We start from the raw sequence: 24,214 nt of genomic DNA, 5'->3' as shown, positions 1-24,214 counted from the left end.
CCCCCGAAATGCGCACGGCTGGAACCCCATCGGAGGTCCCTCCGTACCGCAGCCGGTCACCCGGAGCACTGACGCCCCACGGCAATGCTCGGTTCCCGGTGATCTGCATGCCGCACAGACTACGCACGGCCAAAACCCACCTAGGGCCGGACTTCACCTCAAATCAGGCAAGTCGAACGCTGTGAATTGACGATGTGACGCCGGTCACTGCGGTCCCACTTGTCGAGACTCTCAGGCCGTTCTATCGTGCTGATGTATCGAGTCGATACATCAGCACGGCATAAGAGTCCCGAAGACGGTGGAGGAGGCGACAGATGAGCAGACGTTCCGGCATCCTCGAGTTCGCCGTCCTCGGCCTGCTGCGCGAGGCTCCGATGCACGGGTACGAGCTGCGGAAGCGCCTCAACACCTCGCTGGGCGTCTTCCGGGCCTTCAGCTACGGAACGCTGTACCCCTGCCTCAAGACGCTGGTCGCCAACGGCTGGTTGATCGAGGAACCGGGCAGCGCTCCCGAGGAGGCTCTCGCCGCCTCACTCGCAGGACGCCGGGCCAAGATCGTCTACCGGTTGACACCCGAGGGCAAGGAGCACTTCGAGGAGCTCCTCTCCCACACCGGCCCGGACGCCTGGGAGGACGAGCACTTCGCCGCACGCTTCGCCTTCTTCGGGCAGACCGAGCGGGAGGTGCGGATGCGCGTCCTCGAAGGGCGCCGCAGCCGGCTGGAGGAGCGTCTGGAGAAGATGCGCGCCTCCCTGGGCCGGACCCGCGAGCGCCTCGACGACTACACGCTTGAGCTGCAGCGCCACGGTATGGAATCCGTGGAGCGCGAAGTGCGCTGGCTGAACGAGCTCATCGAGAGCGAGCGGGCAGGGCGGGATCAGCGATCCGGCACCGATGCCCCCGCTCGGCACGACAACGATTCTGGAGAAACGGGCGGCCTGCCCCGGCACGGGGGCAGTACCCGGCCGGATCCGTCCGACGACACCGCCAAGTGAAGCCCTGCGCACCGCAGGGCTTCCACGATCACACAGGGAGCAACCGGAATGGGTTCGGTTCGCGTAGCCATCGTCGGCGTGGGCAACTGCGCCGCCTCGCTGGTTCAGGGCGTCGAGTACTACAAGGACGCCGACCCGGCGGCCAAGGTGCCCGGCCTGATGCACGTCCAGTTCGGCGAGTACCACGTCGGTGACGTCGAGTTCGTCGCCGCCTTCGACGTCGACGCGAAGAAGGTCGGCCTCGACCTCTCCGACGCCATCGGCGCCAGCGAGAACAACACCATCAAGATCTGCGACGTCCCGAACAAGGGCGTCACGGTCCAGCGCGGTCACACGCTCGACGGTCTCGGCAAGTACTACCGCCTGACCATCGAGGAGTCCGCCGAGGAGCCGGTCGACGTCGTCCAGATCCTCAAGGACCGCCAGGTCGACGTCCTCGTCTGCTACCTGCCGGTGGGCTCCGAGGAGGCCGCGAAGTTCTACGCGCAGGCCGCCATCGACGCCAAGGTCGCGTTCGTCAACGCTCTTCCGGTCTTCATCGCCGGTACCAAGGAGTGGGCGGACAAGTTCACCGAGGCGGGCGTCCCGATCGTCGGCGACGACATCAAGTCGCAGGTCGGCGCGACCATCACGCACCGCGTGATGGCGAAGCTGTTCGAGGACCGTGGTGTCCGTCTTGAGCGCACGATGCAGCTCAACGTCGGCGGCAACATGGACTTCAAGAACATGCTGGAGCGCGACCGCCTGGAGTCGAAGAAGATCTCCAAGACCCAGGCCGTCACCTCGCAGATCCCCGACCGCGAGATGGGCGAGAAGAACGTCCACATCGGTCCGTCGGACTACGTGGCCTGGCTGGACGACCGCAAGTGGGCGTACGTGCGCCTCGAAGGCCGTGCCTTCGGCGACGTCCCGCTGAACCTGGAGTACAAGCTCGAGGTGTGGGACTCCCCGAACTCGGCGGGTGTCATCATCGACGCCCTCCGCGCCGCGAAGATCGCCAAGGACCGCGGCATCGGTGGCCCGATCCTCTCCGCGTCGAGCTACTTCATGAAGTCCCCGCCGGTGCAGTACTTCGACGACGAGGCCTACGCCAACGTCGAGAAGTTCATCAAGGGCGAGGTCGAGCGCTAAAGCTCCGCACGTTTACCGAAGAGGGTCCCCGAGGCGCCGCCCCGGGGGCCCTCTTCGTATGTGAGTCTTGCTGCCATGTCCGTCGTACGGGATCTGCGCGTACTCCTGCGCCTGACGAACTTCCGCCGTCTGCTCGCCGTGCGGCTGCTCTCCCAGTGCGCCGACGGCGTCTACCAGGTGGCTCTGGCCACGTACGTCGTCTTCTCCCCCGAGAAACAGACCTCGCCGACCGCGATCGCCTCCGCCATGGCGGTCCTCCTGCTCCCGTACTCGCTCGTCGGGCCCTTCGCCGGTGTGCTCCTCGACCGCTGGCAGCGACGCCAGGTCTTCCTCTACGGCAACCTCCTGCGCGCCCTGCTCGCCGGCGGGACCGCCGTGCTCGTCCTCGCCTCCGTCCCCGACTGGCTCTTCTACGCCTCCGCGCTCTCCGTCACCGCCGTCAACCGCTTCGTGCTCGCGGGGCTCTCCGCCTCCCTCCCGCGGGTCGTCGACGCCGAGCGGCTGGTCGTGGCGAACTCGCTCTCTCCCACCGCCGGCACCCTTGCCGCGACCCTGGGCGGCGGTCTCGCGTTCGGCGTCCAGCTCGCCGCGGGGAAGTCCGACGCGGTCGTGGTGGCCTTCGGCGCCGTCCTCTACCTCTGCGCGGCCCTCGCCTCCCTGCGGATGTCCCGGGAGCTCCTCGGTCCCGACCCCGGCCTCGTGCCGCAGCGCCTCACCTCGGCCCTGGCCTCGACGGCCCGAGGCCTGGCCGCCGGACTCCGGCACCTCGGTGAACGGCGGCCCGCCGCCCTTGCTCTCCTCGCGGTGGGCCTCATGCGCTTCTGTTACGGCGCCCTGCTCGTCACCGTGCTCATGCTCAGCCGCTACGCCTGGAGCTCCACGGAGTCCGAGGGGCTCGGACTCCTCGGTCTCGCCGTCGCCGCCTCGGGCGCGGGCTTCTTCGCGGCCGCCGTGCTCTCCCCCTGGGCGGTGGGACGACTCGGCCCCTTCGGCTGGATGACGGTGTGCGCGGCGACGGCCGCCGTGCTCGAACCGGCACTGGCCCTGACCTTCGCCCCCGTCCCCTTCCTCGTCGCCGCCTTCCTCCTCGGCCTCATCACCCAGGGAGCCAAGATCGCGACGGACACGGTGGTGCAGACGTCCGTGGACGACTCCTACCGAGGCCGGGTCTTCGCGCTGTACGACGTGCTGTTCAACGTCGCCTTCGTGGCGGCGGCGGGGGTCGCGGCGCTGATGCTGCCGCCCGACGGCCGATCCGCCCTGCTGGTCGTCCTGGTGGCCGTGATCTACGCGGTGATGGCTCTGGCGTTGCGGCGGGAACGCACCGAGGGGTGATGTTTCACGTGAAACACCACCCCTCGCAGATGTCGGGAGCGCGCGTGTTTCACGTGAAACATCGCTGCGCCCTGACGCGGTTCAGTCCCGTGTGTCCCACCATTCCTTGAGCGCGGCGACGGCACTGTCGTGCTCCATCGGCCCGTTCTCCAGCCGGAGCTCCAGCAGGAACTTGTACGCCTGCCCGATGGCGGGGCCGGGGCCGATGCCCAGGATCTCCTGGATCTGGTTGCCGTCGAGGTCGGGGCGGATCGAGTCCAGCTCCTCCTGCTCCTGGAGCTGGGCGATGCGGTCCTCCAGGCCGTCATAGGCACGGGAGAGCGCGGACGCCTTGCGCTTGTTGCGGGTGGTGCAGTCCGAGCGGGTCAGCTTGTGCAGACGCGAAAGCATCGGCCCGGCGTCACGGACGTAGCGGCGCACGGCCGAGTCGGTCCACTCACCGGTCCCGTACCCGTGGAAGCGGAGATGCAGCTCCACCAGCCGCGAGACGTCCTTGATCATTTCGTTGGAGTACTTGAGCGCGGTCATGCGCTTCTTCGTCATCTTCGCGCCGACCACCTCGTGGTGGTGGAAGGAGACCCGGCCGTCCTTCTCGAAGCGACGGGTACGCGGCTTACCGATGTCATGGAGCAGGGCCGCAAGGCGCAGCACCAGGTCGGGGCCGTCCTCCTCCAGGTCGATCGCCTGGTCAAGCACGGTCAGGGAGTGCTCGTAGACGTCCTTGTGGCGGTGGTGCTCATCGCTCTCCAGACGGAGCGCGGGCAGCTCCGGGAGCACGTGGTCGGCGAGCCCGGTGTCCACGAGAAGACCGAGACCCTTCCGCGGGTGGGCCGAGAGCAGCAGCTTGTTGAGCTCGTCACGGACGCGCTCGGCGGAGACGATCTCGATCCGGCCGGACATCTCGTTCATCGCCGTGACGACCTCGGGGGCTACCTCGAAGTCCAGCTGAGCGGCGAAACGCGCGGCCCTCATCATGCGCAGGGGGTCGTCGGAGAAGGACTCCTCCGGCGTACCCGGCGTACGCAGCACCCGGGCGGCGAGGTCCTCAAGGCCACCGTACGGGTCGATGAACTCCTTCTCGGGAAGGGCCACGGCCATGGCGTTGACGGTGAAGTCACGCCGGACGAGGTCCTCCTCGATGGAGTCGCCGTAGGAGACCTCGGGCTTGCGCGAGCTCCGGTCGTACGCCTCCGAGCGGTACGTGGTGACTTCGATCTCGAAGCGCTGAACGGTGTCCCCGACGCGGGCGTCCTTCTGGCAGCCGACCGTGCCGAAGGCGATGCCGACCTCCCACACGGCGTCGGCCCATGGACGGACGATCTTCAGTACGTCCTCGGGTCGGGCGTCGGTGGTGAAGTCCAGGTCGTTCCCGAGCCGGCCGAGCAACGCGTCCCGTACCGAGCCACCGACCAGCGCGAGGCTGAACCCGGCCTCCTGAAAACGGCGGGCAAGGTCGTCGGCGGCTGGGGACACACGCAGCAGTTCACTGACCGCGCGGTGTTGCACCTGGCTCAGGGCAGTCGGGGTGTCTTCGTTGGCGTTCGGCACAACAGAAAAGGGTACGTGCCCCGGCCCGCGGTGACGTCCTCGTTTTCCCGGGGACCCGGCCTCCTGAGCTGCCGACCGAGGGCTCCTGAGGAGATCGGCTGGAGCAGTCCCCGGCACTTGCTCCCAGCGTGCCTCGTTACCATGCCTGGACACAGCAACCGGGAACCATCTACACCACTGGCACCACAGACAACGACGAGGACGGGCGAACGCGTGGCCGAGGCGGCAGACATCCAGGGAACCGGTCCCTCACCTGCCCGCCGATGGCTGCGGCGCACGATCACCGTCGCCTTCGGCGCGCCGCTCCTCGCCGGACTGCTCCAGGCGCCGGGGGCCTCCTCCCCGGCAGCCGCCGCCGAGGACGCCGCCGTCTCGAAGACCGTCGATGTGTCCCTCGACACGCTGAGCCCGAGCGCACCCGTCGACGGCGACACCGTCACCGTCACCGGGACGGTCACCAACCGGGGAAAGAAGACCATCACCGACGCGACCGTGGACCTGCGCGTCGGGCCGCGCATGACGAGCCGCAGCGAGATCGAGCAGGTCACCGCGCGCACCGGCTACCGGAGCGACAGTGACCCGGCTCCCCTCGAGGACGCCCCCACCGTCGCCGTCCCCCGACTGGGCGCCGGCCTGAGTGCGGAGTTCTCCCTCTCCGTGCCGGTCTCCGAACTCGGACTCGACGAGGCGGGCGTCTACCAGCTGGGCGTCTCCCTCACCGGCCAGACCTCGGACCGGCGCTACGACCGGGTGCTCGGCATCGAGCGGACCTTCGTCCCGTACCAGCCCGAGGCCACCAAGAAGAAGACGCAGCTCGCCTATCTGTGGCCGCTGATCTCCTCGGCCCACGTCTCGGCGGAGACGGCCACGGACGATCAGCAGACCCCGGTCTTCGAGGACGACGCCCTGGCGACCGAGCTGAAGCCGGGCGGGCGGCTCGACCAGCTCGTCTCACTCGGCAAGGAGCTCCCGGTCACCTGGGTGCTCGACCCGGACCTGCTGGCCTCCGTCGACGCCATGGCGAACGGCTACCGCGTCAAGGACGGCACCCTGCACGTCCCCGGCAGGAACCAGGCCGTCGCCGAGCGCTGGCTGAACGCACTGGAGAAGGCGGTCCAGGGCCGCAAGGTCGTCGCCCTTCCCTTCGCGGACCCCGACCTGGCCTCCCTCGCCCACCGCGGCAAGGACGTGCCCGGCTCGCTCGGACACCTCCAGTCGGCGACCGCCCTCGCCGCGGGCACGGTGGAGACCATCCTCCACGTCCAGCCCTCCACCGACTTCGCCTGGCCCGCCGAAGGCGCCGTCGACCCCTCGATCCTGGCCGTGGCGACCTCCGCCGGCGCCGACAAGGTGATCGCCCGCAGCGACAGTGTCCGCGACGACCTCCCGTACACGCCCACGGCGGCTCGTCCCTTCGGCGACGGCAGCACCACGGCCGTGGTGAGCGACGCTCTGCTGTCCACCGCGTTCGAGGGCGACATGGTCCGCGCGGAGAACTCCACGCTCGCGGTCCAGGAGTTCCTCGCCCAGTCCCTCGCGATCACCCTGGAGCAGCCGGAGGACCAGCGCAGCATCGTGGTCGCCCCGCAGCGCGTCCCCACCGTCGCCCAGGCGCAGACCATGGCGACCGCCCTGCACGGCCTCTCCGACCGGCGCTGGAGCCAGCCGACCGATCTGCTGGTGGCCGCCGCGGCCAAGGCGGACCCCGACGCGTCCACCGCGGTGCCCGCCGGCTCCCGGTACCCGAAGAAGCTGCGCGACCGGGAGCTGCCGGTCCAGGCCTTCCGGGACATGAAGACCACCCGCGACGAACTGAACGACTTCAAGGTCATCCTGACCCTGCCCGACCGCGTGGTGACCCCGTTCGGCAACGCGATCAACCGCGAGATGTCGACCTCCTGGCGCGGTCAGGCCAGAACGGCCGCCATCTACCGGGGCAACGTCCTGGAGTATCTGCAGACCCTCACCGAGGGCGTCCAGCTGGTCGACAAGTCGGACCTCATGCTGTCCGGCCGCAGCGCGACGATCCCCGTGACCGTCCAGAACCAGCTGCTGCAGGACGTGCACCTGGTGCTGCGGCTCACCTCCAGCAACAAGAACCGGTTGACGCTGAACGGCGAGGCGATCGCCGAACTGCCCGTGAAGATCAGCGGCGGCCACAGCCAGTCGGTGAAGTTCCACGCGTCCGCGAACGTCAACGGCCAGGTGCCGATGACCGCCCAGCTCTACACGGACGACGGCACCCCGTACGGACAGCCGATGACCTTCAACGTGAAGGTCTCCGAGATCACCGCCACGGTGATGCTCGTGATCGCCGGCGGAGTCCTCCTCCTCGTCCTGGCCGGCGTGCGGATGTACAGCCAGCGCAAGCGGCTGGCCGCTCGGAACGCCGAGGCCGAAGCGGCGGAGTCCGACCCGGCGCCGGACGAGACGGAGGCCGACACGGACACGGAGGCGGAGGCGCCGACGGCGGAGGCCGACGGGGATGAACCCGAGCAGCCGAGTGACCTGACACCGGACACCGGGCCCGAAAGCGGCGACCCGTCGGGCGCGGGTGAGAAAGTGGACCGTTGAGCGATGTCGTGGCCGGTCGGCCGGGGACGATGAGGTGGGGTAACCATGAACGCGCCGTACGACGGTGACCGCGGCCAGGGCCCGGGCGGCACCGCGCCGTCCGGTGGGACGCCCGCGACACCTCCCGATTCCGGCTACCCACCGGTCCCGCCCCCACAGCAGGGGCCGCAGGGACAGGGACCCTACGCACAAGGCCCTTACGCGCAGGACGCCCACCCGCAGAACCCGTACGTCCAGGACCCCTACGTCCAGGACGCGTACACCCACGACCCCTACCGGGCCCAGGACCTCTCCGCGCAGGACCCGGTGTCCGAGGCCCTCTACGACCGCGCCGCGCACCCGCCGCCCCCGCCCGGCACCTACCAGGAGCCGCAGCCGCTCTACCAGCAGCCGGCCGCGCCCCAGCACGCTCCCGACCCCCGGCTGTGGGCACAGACCCCCGCGCCGGAGCCCGACGGCACCTCCCGCCACCTGCCGTACGGCGACGACGCGCGCACGGTCCAGTTCACCGGCGTCGACGACCTCGTCACCCGGGCCGGCGAGGAGAAGCCCGAGCCTGACGCCTTCGCACACCTCTACCGGGACCAGCAGACGCCCGGCCAGGTACCGCCGCCCGCTCCGGAACCGGACCCCATGCCCGCCCCCGCTCCCAAGAAGACCGGCCGTGCCTCCGGACTGCTGAAGTCGAGCGCGCTGATGGCCGCCGGCACCCTGGTATCCCGGCTCACCGGTTTCGTCCGCAGCCTGGTGATCACGGGCGCGCTCGGCGCCGCACTGCTCGGTGACACCTTCACCATCGCCTACACCCTGCCGACGATGATCTACATCCTCACCGTCGGCGGCGGTCTCAACTCGGTCTTCGTCCCGCAGCTCGTCCGCTCGATGAAGAACGACGAGGACGGCGGCGAGGCCTACGCCAACCGGCTGCTCACCCTGGTCATGGTGGCGCTCGGCGCGATCGTGGCCCTCGCCGTCTTCGCGGCCCCGCTGCTCATCCGGCTGATGTCGAACACCATCGCCGACGACGCCGCGGCCAACAGCGTGGCCGTGACCTTCGCCCGCTACTGCCTGCCCACGATCTTCTTCATGGGCGTGCACGTGGTGATGGGTCAGATCCTCAACGCACGCGGCAAGTTCGGCGCGATGATGTGGACCCCGGTCCTCAACAACATCGTCATGATCGTCACCTTCGGCCTGTTCATCTGGGTCTACGGCACCTCCGCCGAGTCCCAGATGGGTGTGCAGACCATCCCGGACGACGGCATCCGCCTGCTCGGCATCGGCACCCTGCTCGGGCTCGCCGTCCAGGCCCTCGCGATGATCCCGTACCTGCGTGAGACCGGCTTCCGCTTCCGGCCCCGCTTCGACTGGAAGGGCCACGGGCTCGGCAAGACCGTCAAGCTCGCCAAGTGGACCGTTCTCTTCGTCCTCGCCAACCAGGCGGGCGTCCTGGTCGTCACCCAGCTCGCCACGGCCGCCGGTGAGGAGTCCGGAAAGAACGGCGCCGGCTTCCTCGCGTACTCGAACGCCCAGCTGATCTGGGGCATGCCGCAGGCCATCATCACCGTCTCCGTCATGGCCGCGCTGCTCCCGCGGATCTCCCGCGCCGCCCACGACGACGACCCCGGCGCCGTCCGGGACGACATCTCGCAGGGGCTGCGCAACTCGGCCGTCGCGATCGTCCCGGTCTCCTTCGCCTTCCTGGCGCTCGGCGTCCCGATGTGCACCCTGCTCTACGCCTCCAGCGGCATCCAGGCCGCCCAGAGCATGGGCTTCATCCTGATGGCCTTCGGCCTCGGCCTGATCCCCTACTCCGTCCAGTACGTCGTGCTCCGCGGCTTCTACGCCTACGAGGACACCCGGACGCCCTTCTACAACACGGTCATCGTCGCCGCCGTCAACGCAGCGGCGTCCGCCCTCTGTTACGTCCTCCTGCCCGCCCAGTGGGCCGTCGTCGGCATGGCCGCCTCGTACGGGCTCGCCTACGCCGTCGGTGTCGGCATCGCGTGGCGCCGCCTCCGCAAGCGGCTTGGCGGCGACCTGGACGGCGCCCAGGTGATGCGGACCTACGCCCGCCTCTGCATGGCCTCCGTGCCCGCCGCCATCGTCTCCGGCGCCGTCGGCTTCGGCCTGCTGAAGCTCCTCGGCGAAGGCGCGTTGGGCTCGCTCGTCGCCCTGCTCGTCGGCGGAGCGGTACTCCTCGGTGTCTTCTTCGTCGCGGCCAAGCGCATGCGGATCGCGGAGCTGAACACCCTGGTCGGCATGGTGCGCGGACGTCTGGGACGCTGAACCGACGGGTCCCGCACAACCATCGGGGGGAACCGCGTGTCGTGCATAGCGTCCGACTGTGGGCACAATTGGCTTGGCTGTTGGATGTGGCGCAACGGATGGGGAGGCAGGAACGACGGTGGCGGAACGTAGCACGGCTGCCGTCGACGTGGCCGACAACAGCGGTGACGACCCGCTGACCGCCAAGGCGGGCACGGCCGCGACCGACGGGGTGGCGGAAGAGCAGAAGACGGCGGAGCAGACCGCCGAGGCCACGGAGAAGAAGGCGGTCGAACGACAGAGCGGCGAACAGCCCTCCCTCACGGCACCGGAACTGCACAGCGGCCACAAGTTGGCCAGACGCTACCGGCTGGAGGAGTGCGTCACCCGTCTGGACGGCTTCAGCAGCTGGCGTGCCGTCGACGAGAAACTGCGGCGTGCCGTCGGGGTGCACCTGCTGCCCGCCGACCACCCCCGGGCCCGCTCGGTCCTGGCCGCTGCCCGCTCCTCGGCCCTCCTCGGCGACCCTCGCTTCGTCCAGGTCCTCGACGCCGTCGAGGAGAACGACCTCGTGTACGTCGTGCATGAGTGGCTGCCCGACTCCACCGAACTGACCGCGCTGCTCGCGGCCGGCCCGCTGGAACCCCACGACGCCTACCAGCTCGTCACCCAGGTCTCCCAGGCCATGGCCGCCGCCCACCGCGAAGGCCTCGCCCACCTCCGGCTCACCCCGAGCGCCGTCCTGCGCAGCTCCACCGGCCAGTACCGGATCCGCGGCCTGGCCGTGAACGCCGCCCTGCGCGGCATCACCGCCGAACGCCCGCAGCGCAGCGACACCGAGGCCATCGGCGCGCTCCTGTACGCCGCTCTCACCCAACGCTGGCCGTACGACAGCGACGCCTACGGCCTCTCCGGGCTTCCCAAGGGCGTCGGCCTGCTCCCGCCCGACCAGGTCCGCGCCGGTGTCCACCGGGGCCTCTCCGAGATCGCCATGCGCGCCCTGGCCAACGACGGGGCCACCGCCTCACGCCAGGAACCGCCCTGCACCACCCCGGACGAGCTGGCCAAGGCCGTGGCCGCGATGCCCCGCGTGAAGCCGCCGGAGCCGGAGTTCGCCGCACCGCCCGAGTACCAGCGCACGACGTACCAGCAGGGCACGTACGGCCGCCCCCAGCAGCGCCCTCAGGCCACGCAGCCGATCGTCGCCCCGCCGCCCCCGCTCCAGAGCCGCACGGGCACAGCGCTGAAGTGGGCCGTGTCCGCCCTCCTCATCGCCGCCCTGGGCCTGGGCAGCTGGCAGATCGCGGACCGGCTCCTCGGTCCCGAGGCCACTCCCAAGACACCGGGCCCGACGCCGACGGCCGACGAGAAGCCGCCGCCGCCCAAGCCGATCGCCATCGAATCCGCCCACGACTTCGACCCGCTGGGCAATGGCTCGGAGAAGCCACAGGCCATAGACCTCGCCTACGACGGCGACCCCGGCACTTTCTGGTACACCGATCGCTACTTCGGCCCCAACTTCGCCAACCTGAAGGCCGGAGTGGGACTCGTACTCGACCTGGGCACGTCGCAGGAGATCAGCTCGGTCGAGCTGTCGTTCCTGGATGACACCTCGGTGGAGCTGCGCACCGCACCTTCGGACTCCTCGTCGGCGCCCTCCTCACCGGACTCGTTCACGACCCAGGCGTCCGGAGACGGCACCGACGTGACGCTGAAGCCCACCAAACCCGTCACCACCCGCTACGTTCTGCTCTGGCTCACGGAACTGCCCGCCGCCGACGGCGGTTTCCGCGGCAAGCTGAGCGAGATCAAGGTCATGGGCTGACCGCCGCACCGGAGGGGGCTCACCGTTGGACGATCCGATAGACGAGGCCACAGGCGACCAGGAGCTCTTGGCTCGCCATGTCGCCGGAGACCCGGATGCCTTCGGCGAGCTCGTGCGGCGGCACCGGGACCGGCTGTGGGCGGTGGCCCTGCGGACCCTGGGGGACCGCGAGGAAGCCGCCGACGCCGTTCAGGACGCTCTGATCTCGGCCTTCCGGGCCGCCCACACCTTCCGGGGCCAGTCGGCCGTCACCACCTGGCTGCACCGCATCACCGTGAACGCCTGCCTCGACCGCGCACGCAAGACGGCCTCCCGCAGGACCTCGCCCGTCGATGACACCGATCGGTTCGAGCAGCTCCTCGAACCCCATGAGTCGGCCGAGGCGCCTGCGGAGCGGCAGGACGTCCACCGCGAAGTGCTCGCCGCGCTCGCCGCGATCCCCGCAGACCAGCGCGCCGCACTCGTCCTGGTGGACATGCAGGGATACCCGGTCGCGGAGGCGGCCCGTATCCTCGGCGTTCCCACCGGCACCGTGAAGAGCCGCTGCGCACGCGGGCGCGCACGGCTGCTTCCGATGGTCACTCATCTGCGCGCCGACACCGTGGGTAACGAGGCCTCCGATGGGGGAAGGAACCGGACGCCGGGGACATCCGTCCCACAGGTGCCGGGGCCGACGGATACCGGACCGACTGATCCAGCTGCTGTGAAGGGCGGAGGTGGGCGCGCGTGACTTCCACGACCGGCAAGGCCGACACAACACAGCACCCGGACGTCTCGGAGATCTCCGATCTGACCGAAGGGCTGCTCTCGCCGAGCCGCGCCGTCGCCGTACGCCGCCACCTTGACGACTGTCCGCTCTGCGCCGACGTACGGACCTCCCTGGAGGAGATCCGTGGCCTTCTGGGCACCCTCCCCGGGCCGCCCCGTATGCCCGCGGACATCGCCGGCCGCATCGATGCCGCCCTCGCTGCCGAAGCCCTCCTCAACGCGACCACGCCGGAGAACGGCACCCCCGTTTCACGTGAAACATCGCGCGCGCCGTCCGAGACGGCCCCGTCCTCTTCCCGGACCCCCGTCTCCGACCGCCCTGCGGGCCGCCCCAGCGCAGCCACCGGCCCCGGCCGGACGAAGAGGCCACGCCGCAGCCGGATCGCCCTGCTCTCGACGCTCGGTGCCGCCTTCGGCGCCGTGATCCTGGGGACGAGCCTGTTCCTGAGCCAGACGAGCAACCTCGACCAGGGAGGTACGGCGGCGGACACCAAGAAGGCCGCCACCGCCGCAGGGGGGAGTCTGAGCCCCTTCTCCGGCTCTCCGGTCGAGGACCGGGTCCAGGCGCTCCTGGCCGAGGAGAGCACCGCCAAGACGCCCCGGGGCATCGGGCCCGAGTCGATGTCCGCCGAGGCTGTCACCCCCACGGGCCCTCAGCTGAACAGGGACGCCACCGCCGTGCCCGGCTGTGTCCTGGCCGGCACCGGCCGCACCGATGCGGTGCTCGGCCATGAGCGTGGCGAATACGAGGGAACGCCCGCCTATCTGCTCGTGATGCCGGACCCCGCGGACAGCACCCGGATCCAGGCCTATGTGCTCGACGCCTCCTGTGCGGACCGGGCCACAGAGAGCGGAAGCCCGGCTGCCGATCTGCTCTTCAGCCAGAGCTACCCCCGCCCCTGATCTCTCTCCCCGTCCGGCAACGGTGCCGTGCGGCGGTTTCGGGAATGTACGCCCCTTAGGATCCGTTGGGTGGGGTGAGAGCGACCGAGACAACCGCCCCGTAGGCAGTGGCAGTCTGCAGAGACGAGGAAGAAACCCGTGAGCGACGTCCGTAACGTGATCATCATTGGCTCCGGGCCCGCGGGGTACACCGCAGCGCTCTACACCGCCCGAGCGTCGCTGAACCCGCTGGTCTTCGAGGGCGCCGTGACCGCCGGCGGCGCGCTGATGAACACGACCGAGGTCGAGAACTTCCCCGGCTTCCGTGACGGCATCATGGGCCCGGACCTGATGGACAACATGCGGGCCCAGGCCGAGCGCTTCGGCGCCGAGCTGGTCCCCGACGATGTCATCGCCGTGGACCTGACCGGTGACATCAAGACCGTCACCGACACGGCCGGCACCGTGCACCGTGCCAAGGCCGTCATCGTGACCACCGGCTCCCAGCACCGCAAGCTCGGCCTCCCGAACGAGGACACGCTCTCCGGCCGCGGTGTCTCCTGGTGCGCCACCTGCGACGGGTTCTTCTTCAAGGACCAGGACATCGCCGTCGTCGGCGGCGGCGACACCGCGATCGAGGAGGCCACCTTCCTCTCGCGCTTCGCCAAGTCCGTCACGATCGTCCACCGCCGCGACACCCTGCGTGCCTCCAAGGCCATGCAGGAGCGCGCCTTCGCCGACCCGAAGATCTCCTTCGCCTGGGACAGCGAGGTCACCGAGATCCACGGTGAGCAGAAGCTCAGCGGTGTGACCCTGCGCGACACCAAGACCGGTGAGACCCGCCAGCTGCCCGTCACCGGCCTCTTCATCGCCGTGGGTCACGACCCACGGACGGAGCTCTTCAAGGGCCAGCTGGACCTCGACGAGGAGGGCTACCTCAAGGTGGCCGCCCCGTCGACCCGCACGAACCTCGTCGGCGTCTTCGGCGCCGGAGACGTCGTCGACCACACCTACCGCCAGGCCATCACGGCCGCCGGTACCGGCTGCTCCGCCGCGCTCGACGCCGAGCGTTTCCTGGCCGCTCTCGCCGACAGCGAGAAGCTGGCCGAGACCCCCGCGGTCTGACCCGTCTCTCCCCACCCACACCCCGCGAGATCAAGGAGGCCGCTGTGGCCCTGAAGACTGTGACCGACGCTTCCTTCGAAGAGGACGTCCTCAAGAGCGACAAGCCCGTCCTGGTGGACTTCTGGGCCGAATGGTGCGGCCCGTGCCGCCAGATCGCCCCGTCGCTCGAGGCCATCGCCGCCGAGCACGGCGAGATCGAGATCGTGAAGCTCAACATCGACCAGAACCCGGCCACGGCTGCGAAGTACGGCGTCATGTCCATCCCGACGCTGAACGTCTACCAGGGCGGCGAGGTCGTGAAGACGATCGTCGGTGCCAAGCCGAAGGCCGCCATCCTCCGCGACCTCGAGGGCTTCGTCGAGCCGACCAAGGCCTGACACGCACTCGCTCGTTTCACGTGAAACAGAGCTGCTGTTTCACGTGAAACGCCAACGGCCCGCCCCTTCTGGGGGCGGGCCGTTCTGGTGTCCGGGCATCTAGAGCGGCCGCAGGACGGGCTCCTTCTGTACGGCGCCGAGAAGCCGGTCCAGGGCCATCTCGACGTCTTCCTTCCAGGACAGCGTCGTCCGGAGCTCCAGCCTCAGTCGGGGGAAGGCAGGATGCGGACGGACGGTCTTGAAGCCCACCGCCAGCAGATGATCAGCCGGCAGGACACAGGCCGGCTCCTTCCACCGGGCGTCCCCGAACGCCTCGATGGCCTTGAAGCCCCTCCGCAGCAGATCCTTCGCCACGGTCTGCACCATCACCCGGCCGAGCCCCTGGCCCTGGTAGCCGGGCATGATCCAGGCCGTGATCAACTGCGCGGCATCGGCGGCCACGGGGCTCGTCGGAAAGGCCGTCGAACGCGGCACATAGGCCGGGGGAGCGTAGAGGACATAGCCGACCGGCACCTCGTCGACATAGACCACCCGACCGCAGGACCCCCACTCCAGGAGGACGCCCGAGATCCAGGCCTCCTTCTCCAGCTCCGGCCGGCCGGTCTTCACCGCAGCCTCTCCACTGACCGGGTCCAGCTCCCAGAAGACACAGGAGCGACACCGCTTGGGCAGGTCCGGAAGGTTGTCCAGCGTGAGCGGTACGAGCCGACGCCCCACTGCCGCTCCTCATTCCCTCGCCATCGAGCACGGATACGCCTCTTGGAATCGTATCGATCGGGCGATCGGGAAGACACCGCACACAGACAAAGGGCGGGCCGCGTTCCGGTGAAGACCGGAGCACAGCCCGCCCAGGGCAGCCTCAGGAAGCGAAGAGAATCAGCTCTCCGCCTCCTGTTCGGCGTTCTTCTTGTCCATGACCCGGCCTTCGCCGGGAGCCAGCGTCGACAGAATCCGTTCCAGATCCTCCATCGACGCGAACTCGACGACGATCTTGCCCTTCTTCTGCCCCAGATCGACCTTCACCCGGGTCTCGAAGCGGTCCGAGAGCCGGGTGGCAAGCTCCGTCAGCGCGGGCGAGACACGACCGCCGGCACGCGGTCCCTTCGGCTTGACCGTACCGACGGACTCCTCGGAGCCCATGAGGCTCACGATCTCCTCGACCGAACGCACCGAGAGACCTTCGGAGACGATCCGAAAGGCCAGCTTGTCCTGGGCCTCCGGGTCCTCCACACCGAGCAGGGCCCGGGCATGGCCGGCGGACAGCACTCCGGCGCCGACCCTCCGCTGCACCGGCGGCGAGAGCCGCAGAAGACGCAGCGTATTGGAGATCTGCGGACGGGACCGCCCGATCCGCTCCGCGAGCTGGTCATGAGTGCAGCCGAAGTCCTTGAGCAACTGCTCGTAAGCGTGAGCCTCTTCGATCGCGTTCAGCTGGGCCCGGTGAAGGTTCTCCAGGAGCGCGTCCAGGAGCATCTTCTCGTCGTCGGTGTCCCGGACGATCGCCGGAATCCGCTCAAGTCCCGCGGTCCTGGAGGCTCGCAGGCGACGCTCGCCCATGACGAGCTCATAGCGCTCGTCATCGACCTTGCGCACGACCACGGGCTGGAGAAGGCCGACTTCCTTGATGGAGATGACGAGCTCCGCCAGAGCGTCCTCGTCGAAGATCTCACGGGGCTGGTGCCGGTTGGGAACGATCGCGTCGAGCGGAAGCTCCGTGAAGTAGGCCCCTGCCGGAGGCTCCGGCCGGACCACCGCGTCGGATTCGTTCCACGACAGCGCGGACTCCGGGGACTGCGCGCTCTGCGGGAGCGTCGCCAGCTTGGCGGCGGCCACCCCGCGGTCCGACGACAGGGACGGGACCGCACCGGGGGAGGTCGCCCCCGCCCCGACGCCGACCGTCGGCGCCTGCCGCTCCTGGGGAGCAGCGGGGATCAGCGCACCGAGCCCACGCCCCAATCCCCTACGTCGCTCACTCACTGGATCCCCTCCGACATGCTGCGCTGGTTGTTCTGGTGCCCTACATGGGCGTGCTGCGGGTCGTAGTGCACTGCGGCCCCCCGCAGGGCGATCTCGCGTGCCGCTTCGAGATACGACAGGGCGCCACTGGAGCCCGGGTCATAGGTGAGGACCGTCTGCCCGTAGCTCGGGGCCTCGGAGATCCGGACGGATCTCGGGATGCTGGTCCGCAGCACCTCCTCGGCGAAGTGCGTGCGCACCTCGTCGGCGACCTGGGAGGCAAGCCGCGTCCTGCCGTCGTACATCGTGAGCAGAATCGTCGAGACGTGGAGCGCGGGGTTGAGATGCCCTCGTACCAGGTCGACGTTCCGCAGAAGCTGCCCGAGCCCCTCGAGCGCGTAGTACTCGCACTGGATCGGGATCAGCACCTCGGCTCCGGCCACCATGGCGTTGACCGTGAGGAGACCGAGCGAGGGCGGGCAGTCGATCAGGATGTAGTCGAGCGGCTGCTCGTAGGCCTGGATCGCCCGCTGAAGGCGGCTCTCACGGGCCACCAGCGACACCAGCTCGATCTCGGCACCCGCGAGGTCGATGGTGGCGGGGGCGCAGAAGAGGCCTTCGACGTCCATGACGGGCTGCACCACTTCGGAGAGCGGCCTGCTGTCCACCAGGACGTCGTAGATCGAAGGGACCTCGGCGTGGTGGTCGATGCCGAGTGCGGTGGAGGCGTTGCCCTGCGGGTCCAGGTCGATGACCAGGACCCGGGCACCGTGCAGGGCGAGGGACGCGGCAAGGTTGACCGTCGTGGTCGTCTTGCCCACGCCGCCCTTCTGATTGGCGACCACCATCACGCGAGTCTGCGCCGGGCGGGGAAGACCCTCACCGGCACGACCCAAGGCTTCTACTGCCAGCTGGGCAGCACGACCAATGGGGGTGTCGTCCATCGGGGGCGGTGTTTCACGTGAAACATCCTCCCCCACCGATTCGGTTCGGGGACCGGGGACCGGATCGGTCATCGGTCCCGCGATGTTGGCGTCGGACCGCAAGGATTCACTCTCCTCGGCTTCAGGCTCGCGATGGGGAGAGCCTGCCATGCTTTCGGGGTCGTGAACCAGCGAGGCCGGTGGTTCTGTGGGTGAATCCACCTCTGTGGACATCTCCGTAACCCTCGCGGGTGGCTTCACACGGGGTCTACGGTCCCGGGGCGTGGCAGCCGCGCGACCGCGGCTGATGATCCCCTGCAGCAGTGAGCGACGTTTCACGTGAAACACCATGCCCCCGCTGCCCGGCCGGGACCGTTCGACACTCCGAAATGGTACGTATGGGACGGTCAGCGACGTCGACGGGTCTTGCTCGTCCGGGCGGCCTTGGCCCGCTTGGCCGCGAACCGCACACCCCCGGGGCTCTCGCCGACCTCCACCCTGACGACCGTGGACAGCGGATCGACGATCCCCTCGCCCACCTGCAGCACCGAGGTCTCCACCACACCGAGCCGGGAGAGCGCGGCGCGCGCACCGTTGATCTCCTCCTCGGCGGTATCACCCTTGAGAGCCAGCATCTCCCCGTACGGGCGCAGCAGGGGGACTCCCCAGCCGGCCAGCCGGTCCAGAGGCGCCACCGCCCGAGCGGTCACCACGTGCACAGGAGTGATCTTGCCGAGCATCTCCTCCGCTCGCCCTCGGACCACGGTCACATGGTCGAGGCCGAGCAGCTCGACGACCTCCTGGAGGAAGTTCGTCCGGCGGAGGAGCGGCTCCAGGAGCGTGATCTTCAGATCGGGCCGGACCAGAGCCAGGGGAATGCCGGGAAGACCGGCACCCGAGCCCACGTCGCAGACGGTGATGCCCTCAGGGACGACCTCCGAGAGGACCGCACAGTTCAGCAGGTGGCGCTCCCACAGCCGCGGGACCTCGCGCGGGCCGATCAGACCGCGCTTCACACCCGCGTCCGCGAGGAGCTCCGCGTACCGCACGGCCTCCGGGAAGTACTCACCGAAGACTGTCCGCGCCTGCTCCGGAGCTTCGGGGAGCTCCGCTGCCTCCGTCACGGGAACCGTCCTTCCGTACCGCACGCATCGCGTACGAGCGCACTGTGGTGGCTGACTATCAGGCTGACAAAGATCGGCCCCGCCTGCGAACAGACGGGGCCGAGACTACGTGAGGGTTCAGGCCGGGAGCACGACGACGAAGCGCTGCGGCTCCTCGCCCTCGGACTCGCTGCGCAGACCGGCGGCGGCGATCGCGTCGTGCACGACCTTCCGCTCGAACGGCGTCATCGGGTCCAGCTTGACCGGCTGACCGGTGGACTTCACCTCGACCGCGGCCTTGGCGCCCAGCTCGGCGAGCTCGGTGCGCTTCTTGGCGCGGAAGCCGGCGATGTCGAGCATCAGACGGCTGCGGTCACCGGTCTCCCGGTGGACGGCCAGGCGGGTCAGCTCCTGGAGGGCTTCCAGGACCTCACCGTCGCGGCCCACGAGCTTCTGGAGCTCACGGCTGCTGGAGTCGCTGATGATCGAGACCGCGGCCCGGTCCGCCTCGACGTCCATGTCGATGTCGCCGTCGAGGTCGGCGATGTCGAGCAGACCCTCGAGGTAGTCGGCCGCGATCTCACCCTCCTGCTCCAGGCGGGTCAGGGTGTCGCCACCCTCGGCGGCTGCGGAGGCGGCGGCGGAGGTGGTGCCTTCCGTCACGGATGGACTCCTTCTTGCTTCGGCGAGGCTTACTTCTTGGAGGACGGGTGCTTGGGCCGCTGCTGGCCCTTGCGCTGACCGGACTTGCCCTGGCGGGAGCCACCGGAGTTGGCACGGCTCGGGCGGGCCGGCTTGTCGCCCGCCTCGTCCTTCGGCTCGTCCTTCGCGGCAGTCTTGGCCGGACCCTGGGGCTTCTTCTCGAGCGAGGTGGTCGCCTCTTCGGCGGCCGGCTCGGAGACGTCCTCGGTGTCCTTGGCCACGAGCTGCTGGGCCGCGGCGGCCTGGCGCTGGGCCTTGGTCTGGCGCTTGGGCTGCTGACGCCTGGCGGTGGCACCGCCCTCGGCGTCGGCCTCGATCGTCTCGCCCTTGATCACGCTGCCGTCGGCCTGGGCGACGAAACCGGCCTTGGTCAGACCAGAGAAGAAGCGGCGCTCGTTCTCGTTGCGGTCGCTGGTGGCCTTGGCGACGATCATCTTCACGATGGTCTTGCGGCGGCGGCCGCGGACCTCGCCGTGGGTGGTGATGCTCTTCAGGAGGCGCTGGAGGTAGGAGTCCTGCGCCTTGCTGCCCGGAGTCGGGTTCTGGTTGATCACGTACATCTGCTGACCCATGGTCCACAGGTTGGTGGTCAGCCAGTAGACGAGGACACCGACGGGGAAGTTGATGCCCATGACGGCGAAGATCACCGGGAAGATGTACATGAGCATCTTCTGCTGCTGCATGTACGGGGTCTTCACCGAGAGGTCGACGTTCTTCATCATCAGCTGGCGCTGGGTGAAGAACTGCGAGGCCGACATCAGGACGATCATGATCGCGGTGACGATGCGGACCGAGACGATCGAGGCGTCGAGCGCGGCGACGTCGGCGGCGCTGTCCATGAACTTCGAGGCGATCGGGGCACCGAAGATATGGGCCTGCCGGGCGCTGTCGACCAGCGCCTGGTTCATCGCGCCGACCTTGTCGCCCTCGGCGATGTTGGACAGCACGTGGTACAGAGCGAAGAAGAACGGCGACTGCGCCAGGATGGGAAGGCACGAGGAGAGCGGGTTGGTGCCCGTCTCCTTGTACAGCTTCATCATCTCTTCGGACTGACGCTGCTTGTCGCTCTTGTAGCGCTCCTGGATCGCCTTCATCTTCGGCTGGAGCGCCTGCATGTTCCGCGTCGACTTGATCTGCTTGACGAACAGCGGGATCAGACAGATACGGATGAGCACCACGAGGGACACGATGGACAGGCCCCAGGCCCAGCCCGTGTCAGGGCCGAAGACCGCCCCGTACACCTTGTGGAACTGGACGATGACCCAGGAAACGGGCCAGGTGATGAAGCTGAACAGACTGGCAATCGTGTCCACTAATCAGGCTCCTTGAGCATTGGGCGAGGTCTCTGCGGCCGGGCTCGTCTCGGCGGTGGACCCGCCCTTGTCGCCGCGCAGCGCGTTCCTCAGCATTTCGTGCCAGCGGGGGCGCTTACGCGGGGGGACATGGTCCACACCGCCGGGCGACCACGGGTTGCACCGCAGAATGCGCCAGGCGGTCAGGGCCGTGCCCTTGATCGCGCCATGCCGGTCGATGGCCGTGAATCCGTAGTGGGAACACGACGGGTAGTACCGGCAGACGGGGCCCAGGAGCGGGCTGATCGTCCACTGGTACAGCTTGATGAGAGCCAGCAGCGGGTACTTCATCGCGCGCCCCCTCCCAGCAGCCGCTGGAGAGCGGCGTCCAGGTCTCGGGCCAGCTGTGCGTGGTCGGCGTCGCCGGCTCCGGGCAACGCCCGTACGACCACCAGGCTACCGGGGGGCAGCTCGGTGAGCCGATCGCGGATGAGATGGCGGAGGCGACGCTTCACCTGGTTGCGTACGACCGCAACACCCACGGCTTTGCTCACGACGAAACCCGCACGCGTCGGGGGAGCGCTCTCCCCAGGCGCGTGCGGGTTCGTTGCACCGCTGCGTAGGTGGACGACGAGGAGCGGGCGACCGGCCCGGCGCCCTCGGCGTACCGCGGTTGCGAAGTCCTCGCGCCGCCTCAGCCGATTCTCGGTAGGCAGCACGTCATGACCTGTTAAGCGGTTTAGGCGGACAGCTCAGAGCGACCCTTGGAACGGCGGTTCGCAAGGATGGCTCGGCCGGCACGCGTGCGCATCCGCAGGCGGAAGCCGTGGGTCTTGGCGCGACGACGGTTGTTCGGCTGGAAGGTGCGCTTGCTCACTCGGGGGCTCCAGAAATGATTCGTAGACGGCGGGACATCGCCTGGCTGTCACCGTGCGCCCACGAGTAGCTCGCAATACGCCCGAGTGCACCGCTAAACGATCACAGATCGTGATCTTTGCCCATCGGAGGCAGGCGGCAGCAGCCATCGACAACTCGACCTGGTTACGGTACGCGCGGCTACGCCATCCGGTCAAACCGACCTGTCGCCACCCCCCATTGTGCACAGGCTGTGGACAACAACTTGAACCACGTCAGCCGCCGCGACTACCGTGGACGGACTCCACATTCTTTTCCGTTCTGTCCCACCTGTCCTCACGGACCCCCGTCCTCACGGACACCGACCCACCGTCCCCGAGAACCACACCATCGTGGGACCTGCGAGAAAGCGTGCCCTGTGGCTGACGTACCTGCCGATCTTGCCGCAGTGTGGCCACGCGTCCTCGAGCAGCTCCTCGCCGAGGGCCAGCAGGGAATCGAGCCCAAGGACAAGCAGTGGATCGAACGCTGCCAGCCGCTCGCCCTGGTCGCCGACACGGCGCTCCTCGCCGTACCCAACGAGTGGGGAAAGCGCGTCCTCGAGGGCCGGCTCGCGCCCTTGATCAGCGAGACCCTCAGCCGTGAGTGCGGCCGCCCGATCCGGATCGCGATCACCGTCGACGACTCCGTCGGCGAGCCGACTCCGCCGGCGCCTCCGTCGCAGCAGTCCCGCTACGACGAGCGCCCGCAGCCCGAGCAGTACGAGAAGTACGAGGGCTACGGCCATCGGCCGATGCCCGACGACGGTCTGCCCACGGCACGCCCCGCCTACCCCGACTACGGCCAGCAGCGGCCCGACCCGGGCACCTGGCCGCGTACCCAGGAGGACCTGGGCTGGCAGCAGTCCCGGATGGGCGGCTACCAGGAGCGGGCCCCGTACACCGGCCCCGATCAGTCGCGGCAGTCGCGCTACGACGAGCCGCCCCGGGGTTACGAGCCGCAGCGGTCCGAGCGCACCGAGCTGCCGGACCCGCAGAACCACGGTGCCCGCCCCGGCCCCCGGCCGGGCGGTCCCGTCCCCGGCCCTGGGGGCGGCCACGGGTCCTCGTCCGGCACGCAGGGGGGGGCTCCCGGGGAGCAGCACGCACGGTTGAACCCCCGGTACCTCTTCGACACCTTCGTCATCGGTTCCTCGAACCGCTTCGCGCATGCGGCCGCCGTCGCGGTGGCCGAGGCGCCGGCGAAGGCGTACAACCCGCTCTTCATCTACGGGGAGTCCGGCCTCGGCAAGACCCACCTGCTGCACGCGATCGGCCACTACGCGCGGAACCTCTACCCGGGCACGCGTGTGCGCTACGTGAGCTCGGAGGAGTTCACCAACGAGTTCATCAACTCGATCCGCGACGGCAAGGGCGACGCCTTCAGGAAGCGCTACCGGGACGTGGACATCCTCCTGGTCGACGACATCCAGTTCCTCGCGAGCAAGGAGTCGACGCAGGAGGAGTTCTTCCACACCTTCAACACGCTCCACAACGCGAACAAGCAGATTGTGCTCTCCTCGGACCGGCCGCCCCGGCAGCTGGTGACGCTGGAGGACCGGCTCCGCAACCGCTTCGAGTGGGGTCTGACCACCGACGTGCAGCCGCCCGAGCTGGAGACGCGCATCGCGATCCTCCGCAAGAAGGCGGTGCAGGAGCAGCTCAACGCGCCGCCGGAGGTCCTGGAGTTCATCGCCTCCCGGATCTCGCGGAACATCCGTGAGCTGGAGGGCGCGCTGATCCGGGTCACGGCCTTCGCGAGCCTCAACCGGCAGCCGGTCGACCTGGGGCTGACCGAGATCGTCCTCAAGGACCTGATCCCGGGCGGCGAGGACTCCTCGCCGGAGATCACCGCGCCGGCGATCATGGCGGCCACGGCCGACTACTTCGGTCTGACGGTGGAGGACCTCTGCGGGTCCTCGCGCAGCCGCGTCCTGGTGACGGCCCGGCAGATCGCCATGTATCTGTGCCGCGAGCTGACGGACCTGTCGCTGCCGAAGATCGGCGCGCAGTTCGGCGGCCGTGACCATACGACGGTGATGCACGCGGACCGGAAGATCCGCGCGCTGATGGCCGAGCGGCGCTCCATCTACAACCAGGTCACCGAGCTGACCAACCGCATCAAGAACGGCTGACGAACCGCTTCAGCAGCATCCGAAGGGCGCTCCGGGACAACCTCCCTGGGCGCCCTTCGGCGTATCGCCAAGGCCTCACGAGGATGCTCCGGGGACTCCTCGCGGCCCTTTCGAGGCCTCCGCGGGGCCGTCCGGAGCCCTTCTCGCGCGCTTCCCGGGGTCGTCCAAGGTCTTGTCCGCCGACCGGGGTGTTCGATTACTCCGTTCCGGTGGCGGGTTCTCCACAGATTGGGGGATGATCTCCCGTCCACAGGGTGGGGACTGTCGAGTTATCCGGAACGTGTCCACAGGCAAGCCTGGTGACAGGCCATCACCCCAGCTCAGACCCTTGGGGAATTGTTGGTAAATGATGTCCACAGGCTGTGGATGAATCTTTCGTCCA

Annotated in this window: 21 protein-coding genes; 11 read left to right on the top strand and 10 right to left on the bottom strand. The window is 69.0% G+C overall.

All coding sequences use genetic code 11. From position 1 onward, the window contains the following. Positions 1-314: 314 nt before the first annotated feature. The 3 genes from ACZ4VK_RS22775 (at position 315) to ACZ4VK_RS22765 (ending at position 3,461) form a co-directional block, all read left to right on the top strand. The gene (locus tag ACZ4VK_RS22775) at positions 315-995 is read left to right on the top strand and encodes a PadR family transcriptional regulator (protein WP_468354772.1); all 681 of its coding nucleotides are present in this window, start codon (positions 315-317) and stop codon (positions 993-995) included. Positions 996-1,043: 48 nt separating this feature from the next. Then, the gene (locus ACZ4VK_RS22770) at positions 1,044-2,126 is read left to right on the top strand and encodes an inositol-3-phosphate synthase (RefSeq protein ID WP_468354769.1); all 1,083 of its coding nucleotides are present in this window, start codon (positions 1,044-1,046) and stop codon (positions 2,124-2,126) included. Positions 2,127-2,201: 75 nt separating this feature from the next. Beyond that, the gene (locus tag ACZ4VK_RS22765; RefSeq protein WP_468354766.1) at positions 2,202-3,461 is read left to right on the top strand and encodes an MFS transporter; all 1,260 of its coding nucleotides are present in this window, start codon (positions 2,202-2,204) and stop codon (positions 3,459-3,461) included. Between the two features lie 81 nt (positions 3,462-3,542). Here the strand turns inward: ACZ4VK_RS22765 and ACZ4VK_RS22760 are convergent, their stop codons facing one another. After that, positions 3,543-5,009 (bottom strand): CCA tRNA nucleotidyltransferase, encoded by a 1,467-nt coding sequence (locus ACZ4VK_RS22760; protein ID WP_468354763.1) that lies wholly within the window; start codon positions 5,007-5,009, stop codon positions 3,543-3,545. A 213-nt stretch (positions 5,010-5,222) separates the two neighbouring features. Between ACZ4VK_RS22760 and ACZ4VK_RS22755 the strand changes: the two genes are divergently transcribed. The 7 genes from ACZ4VK_RS22755 to trxA all read left to right on the top strand — a co-directional run bounded on the left by ACZ4VK_RS22755 (position 5,223) and on the right by trxA (position 14,828). Beyond that, a complete protein-coding gene (locus ACZ4VK_RS22755) occupies positions 5,223-7,583 on the top strand; it encodes a DUF6049 family protein (RefSeq protein WP_468354760.1) in 2,361 nt (786 codons plus the stop codon). A 45-nt stretch (positions 7,584-7,628) separates the two neighbouring features. Then, positions 7,629-9,872 (top strand): murein biosynthesis integral membrane protein MurJ, encoded by a 2,244-nt coding sequence (gene murJ / locus ACZ4VK_RS22750; protein ID WP_468354757.1) that lies wholly within the window; start codon positions 7,629-7,631, stop codon positions 9,870-9,872. Between the two features lie 118 nt (positions 9,873-9,990). Further along, positions 9,991-11,676 (top strand): protein kinase family protein, encoded by a 1,686-nt coding sequence (locus tag ACZ4VK_RS22745; protein WP_468354754.1) that lies wholly within the window; start codon positions 9,991-9,993, stop codon positions 11,674-11,676. 25 nt (positions 11,677-11,701) lie between these two features. Continuing rightward, positions 11,702-12,406: an RNA polymerase sigma factor SigM gene (sigM, locus tag ACZ4VK_RS22740; protein WP_468354751.1), complete on the top strand. Its 705-nt coding sequence runs from the start codon at positions 11,702-11,704 to the stop codon at positions 12,404-12,406. After that, positions 12,403-13,347: an anti-sigma factor family protein gene (locus ACZ4VK_RS22735; protein ID WP_468354748.1), complete on the top strand. Its 945-nt coding sequence runs from the start codon at positions 12,403-12,405 to the stop codon at positions 13,345-13,347. Before sigM ends, ACZ4VK_RS22735 begins: the two co-directional genes overlap by 4 nt. Positions 13,348-13,485: 138 nt before the next feature. After that, positions 13,486-14,451 (top strand): thioredoxin-disulfide reductase, encoded by a 966-nt coding sequence (gene trxB / locus ACZ4VK_RS22730; RefSeq protein WP_468354745.1) that lies wholly within the window; start codon positions 13,486-13,488, stop codon positions 14,449-14,451. Positions 14,452-14,495: 44 nt separating this feature from the next. Beyond that, positions 14,496-14,828 (top strand): thioredoxin, encoded by a 333-nt coding sequence (gene trxA / locus ACZ4VK_RS22725; RefSeq protein WP_030321223.1) that lies wholly within the window; start codon positions 14,496-14,498, stop codon positions 14,826-14,828. Between the two features lie 99 nt (positions 14,829-14,927). Here trxA and ACZ4VK_RS22720 read toward each other — a convergent pair whose 3' ends face one another. The 9 genes from ACZ4VK_RS22720 to rpmH form a co-directional block, all read right to left on the bottom strand. Further along, positions 14,928-15,545 (bottom strand): GNAT family N-acetyltransferase, encoded by a 618-nt coding sequence (locus tag ACZ4VK_RS22720; RefSeq protein ID WP_468354742.1) that lies wholly within the window; start codon positions 15,543-15,545, stop codon positions 14,928-14,930. Between the two features lie 159 nt (positions 15,546-15,704). Further along, the gene (locus tag ACZ4VK_RS22715; RefSeq protein WP_468354739.1) at positions 15,705-16,805 is read right to left on the bottom strand and encodes a ParB/RepB/Spo0J family partition protein; all 1,101 of its coding nucleotides are present in this window, start codon (positions 16,803-16,805) and stop codon (positions 15,705-15,707) included. Further along, positions 16,802-17,878, bottom strand: coding sequence for a ParA family protein (locus tag ACZ4VK_RS22710; RefSeq protein WP_389680587.1), 1,077 nt, complete (start codon positions 17,876-17,878; stop codon positions 16,802-16,804). The genes ACZ4VK_RS22715 and ACZ4VK_RS22710 overlap by 4 nt, the downstream gene beginning before the upstream one ends. Before the next feature lie 236 nt (positions 17,879-18,114). Then, positions 18,115-18,831: a 16S rRNA (guanine(527)-N(7))-methyltransferase RsmG gene (gene rsmG / locus ACZ4VK_RS22705; RefSeq protein ID WP_468354735.1), complete on the bottom strand. Its 717-nt coding sequence runs from the start codon at positions 18,829-18,831 to the stop codon at positions 18,115-18,117. A gap of 117 nt (positions 18,832-18,948) precedes the next feature. Continuing rightward, on the bottom strand, positions 18,949-19,473 hold the full coding sequence (locus ACZ4VK_RS22700) for a Jag family protein (protein WP_468354731.1): 525 nt from the start codon (positions 19,471-19,473) through the stop codon (positions 18,949-18,951). A 29-nt stretch (positions 19,474-19,502) separates the two neighbouring features. After that, positions 19,503-20,825, bottom strand: a complete 1,323-nt coding sequence (gene yidC / locus ACZ4VK_RS22695; protein WP_468354728.1) for a membrane protein insertase YidC — start codon at positions 20,823-20,825, stop codon at positions 19,503-19,505. Positions 20,826-20,828: 3 nt separating this feature from the next. Then, positions 20,829-21,155 (bottom strand): membrane protein insertion efficiency factor YidD, encoded by a 327-nt coding sequence (gene yidD / locus ACZ4VK_RS22690; RefSeq protein WP_015034858.1) that lies wholly within the window; start codon positions 21,153-21,155, stop codon positions 20,829-20,831. Then, positions 21,152-21,523, bottom strand: coding sequence for a ribonuclease P protein component (gene rnpA, locus ACZ4VK_RS22685; protein WP_468354724.1), 372 nt, complete (start codon positions 21,521-21,523; stop codon positions 21,152-21,154). The genes yidD and rnpA overlap by 4 nt, the downstream gene beginning before the upstream one ends. Positions 21,524-21,543: 20 nt before the next feature. Continuing rightward, a complete protein-coding gene (gene rpmH, locus ACZ4VK_RS22680; RefSeq protein ID WP_030205020.1) occupies positions 21,544-21,681 on the bottom strand; it encodes a 50S ribosomal protein L34 in 138 nt (45 codons plus the stop codon). A gap of 396 nt (positions 21,682-22,077) precedes the next feature. Here rpmH and dnaA point away from each other — a divergent pair, with 396 nt between their 5' ends. Beyond that, the gene (gene dnaA, locus ACZ4VK_RS22675) at positions 22,078-23,832 is read left to right on the top strand and encodes a chromosomal replication initiator protein DnaA (protein ID WP_468354721.1); all 1,755 of its coding nucleotides are present in this window, start codon (positions 22,078-22,080) and stop codon (positions 23,830-23,832) included. Positions 23,833-24,214 lie beyond the last annotated feature (382 nt).

The sequence above is a fragment of the Streptomyces sp. NPDC028711 genome, from assembly GCF_055565415.1.
This window is presented reverse-complemented; position numbering and strand designations above follow the sequence as displayed.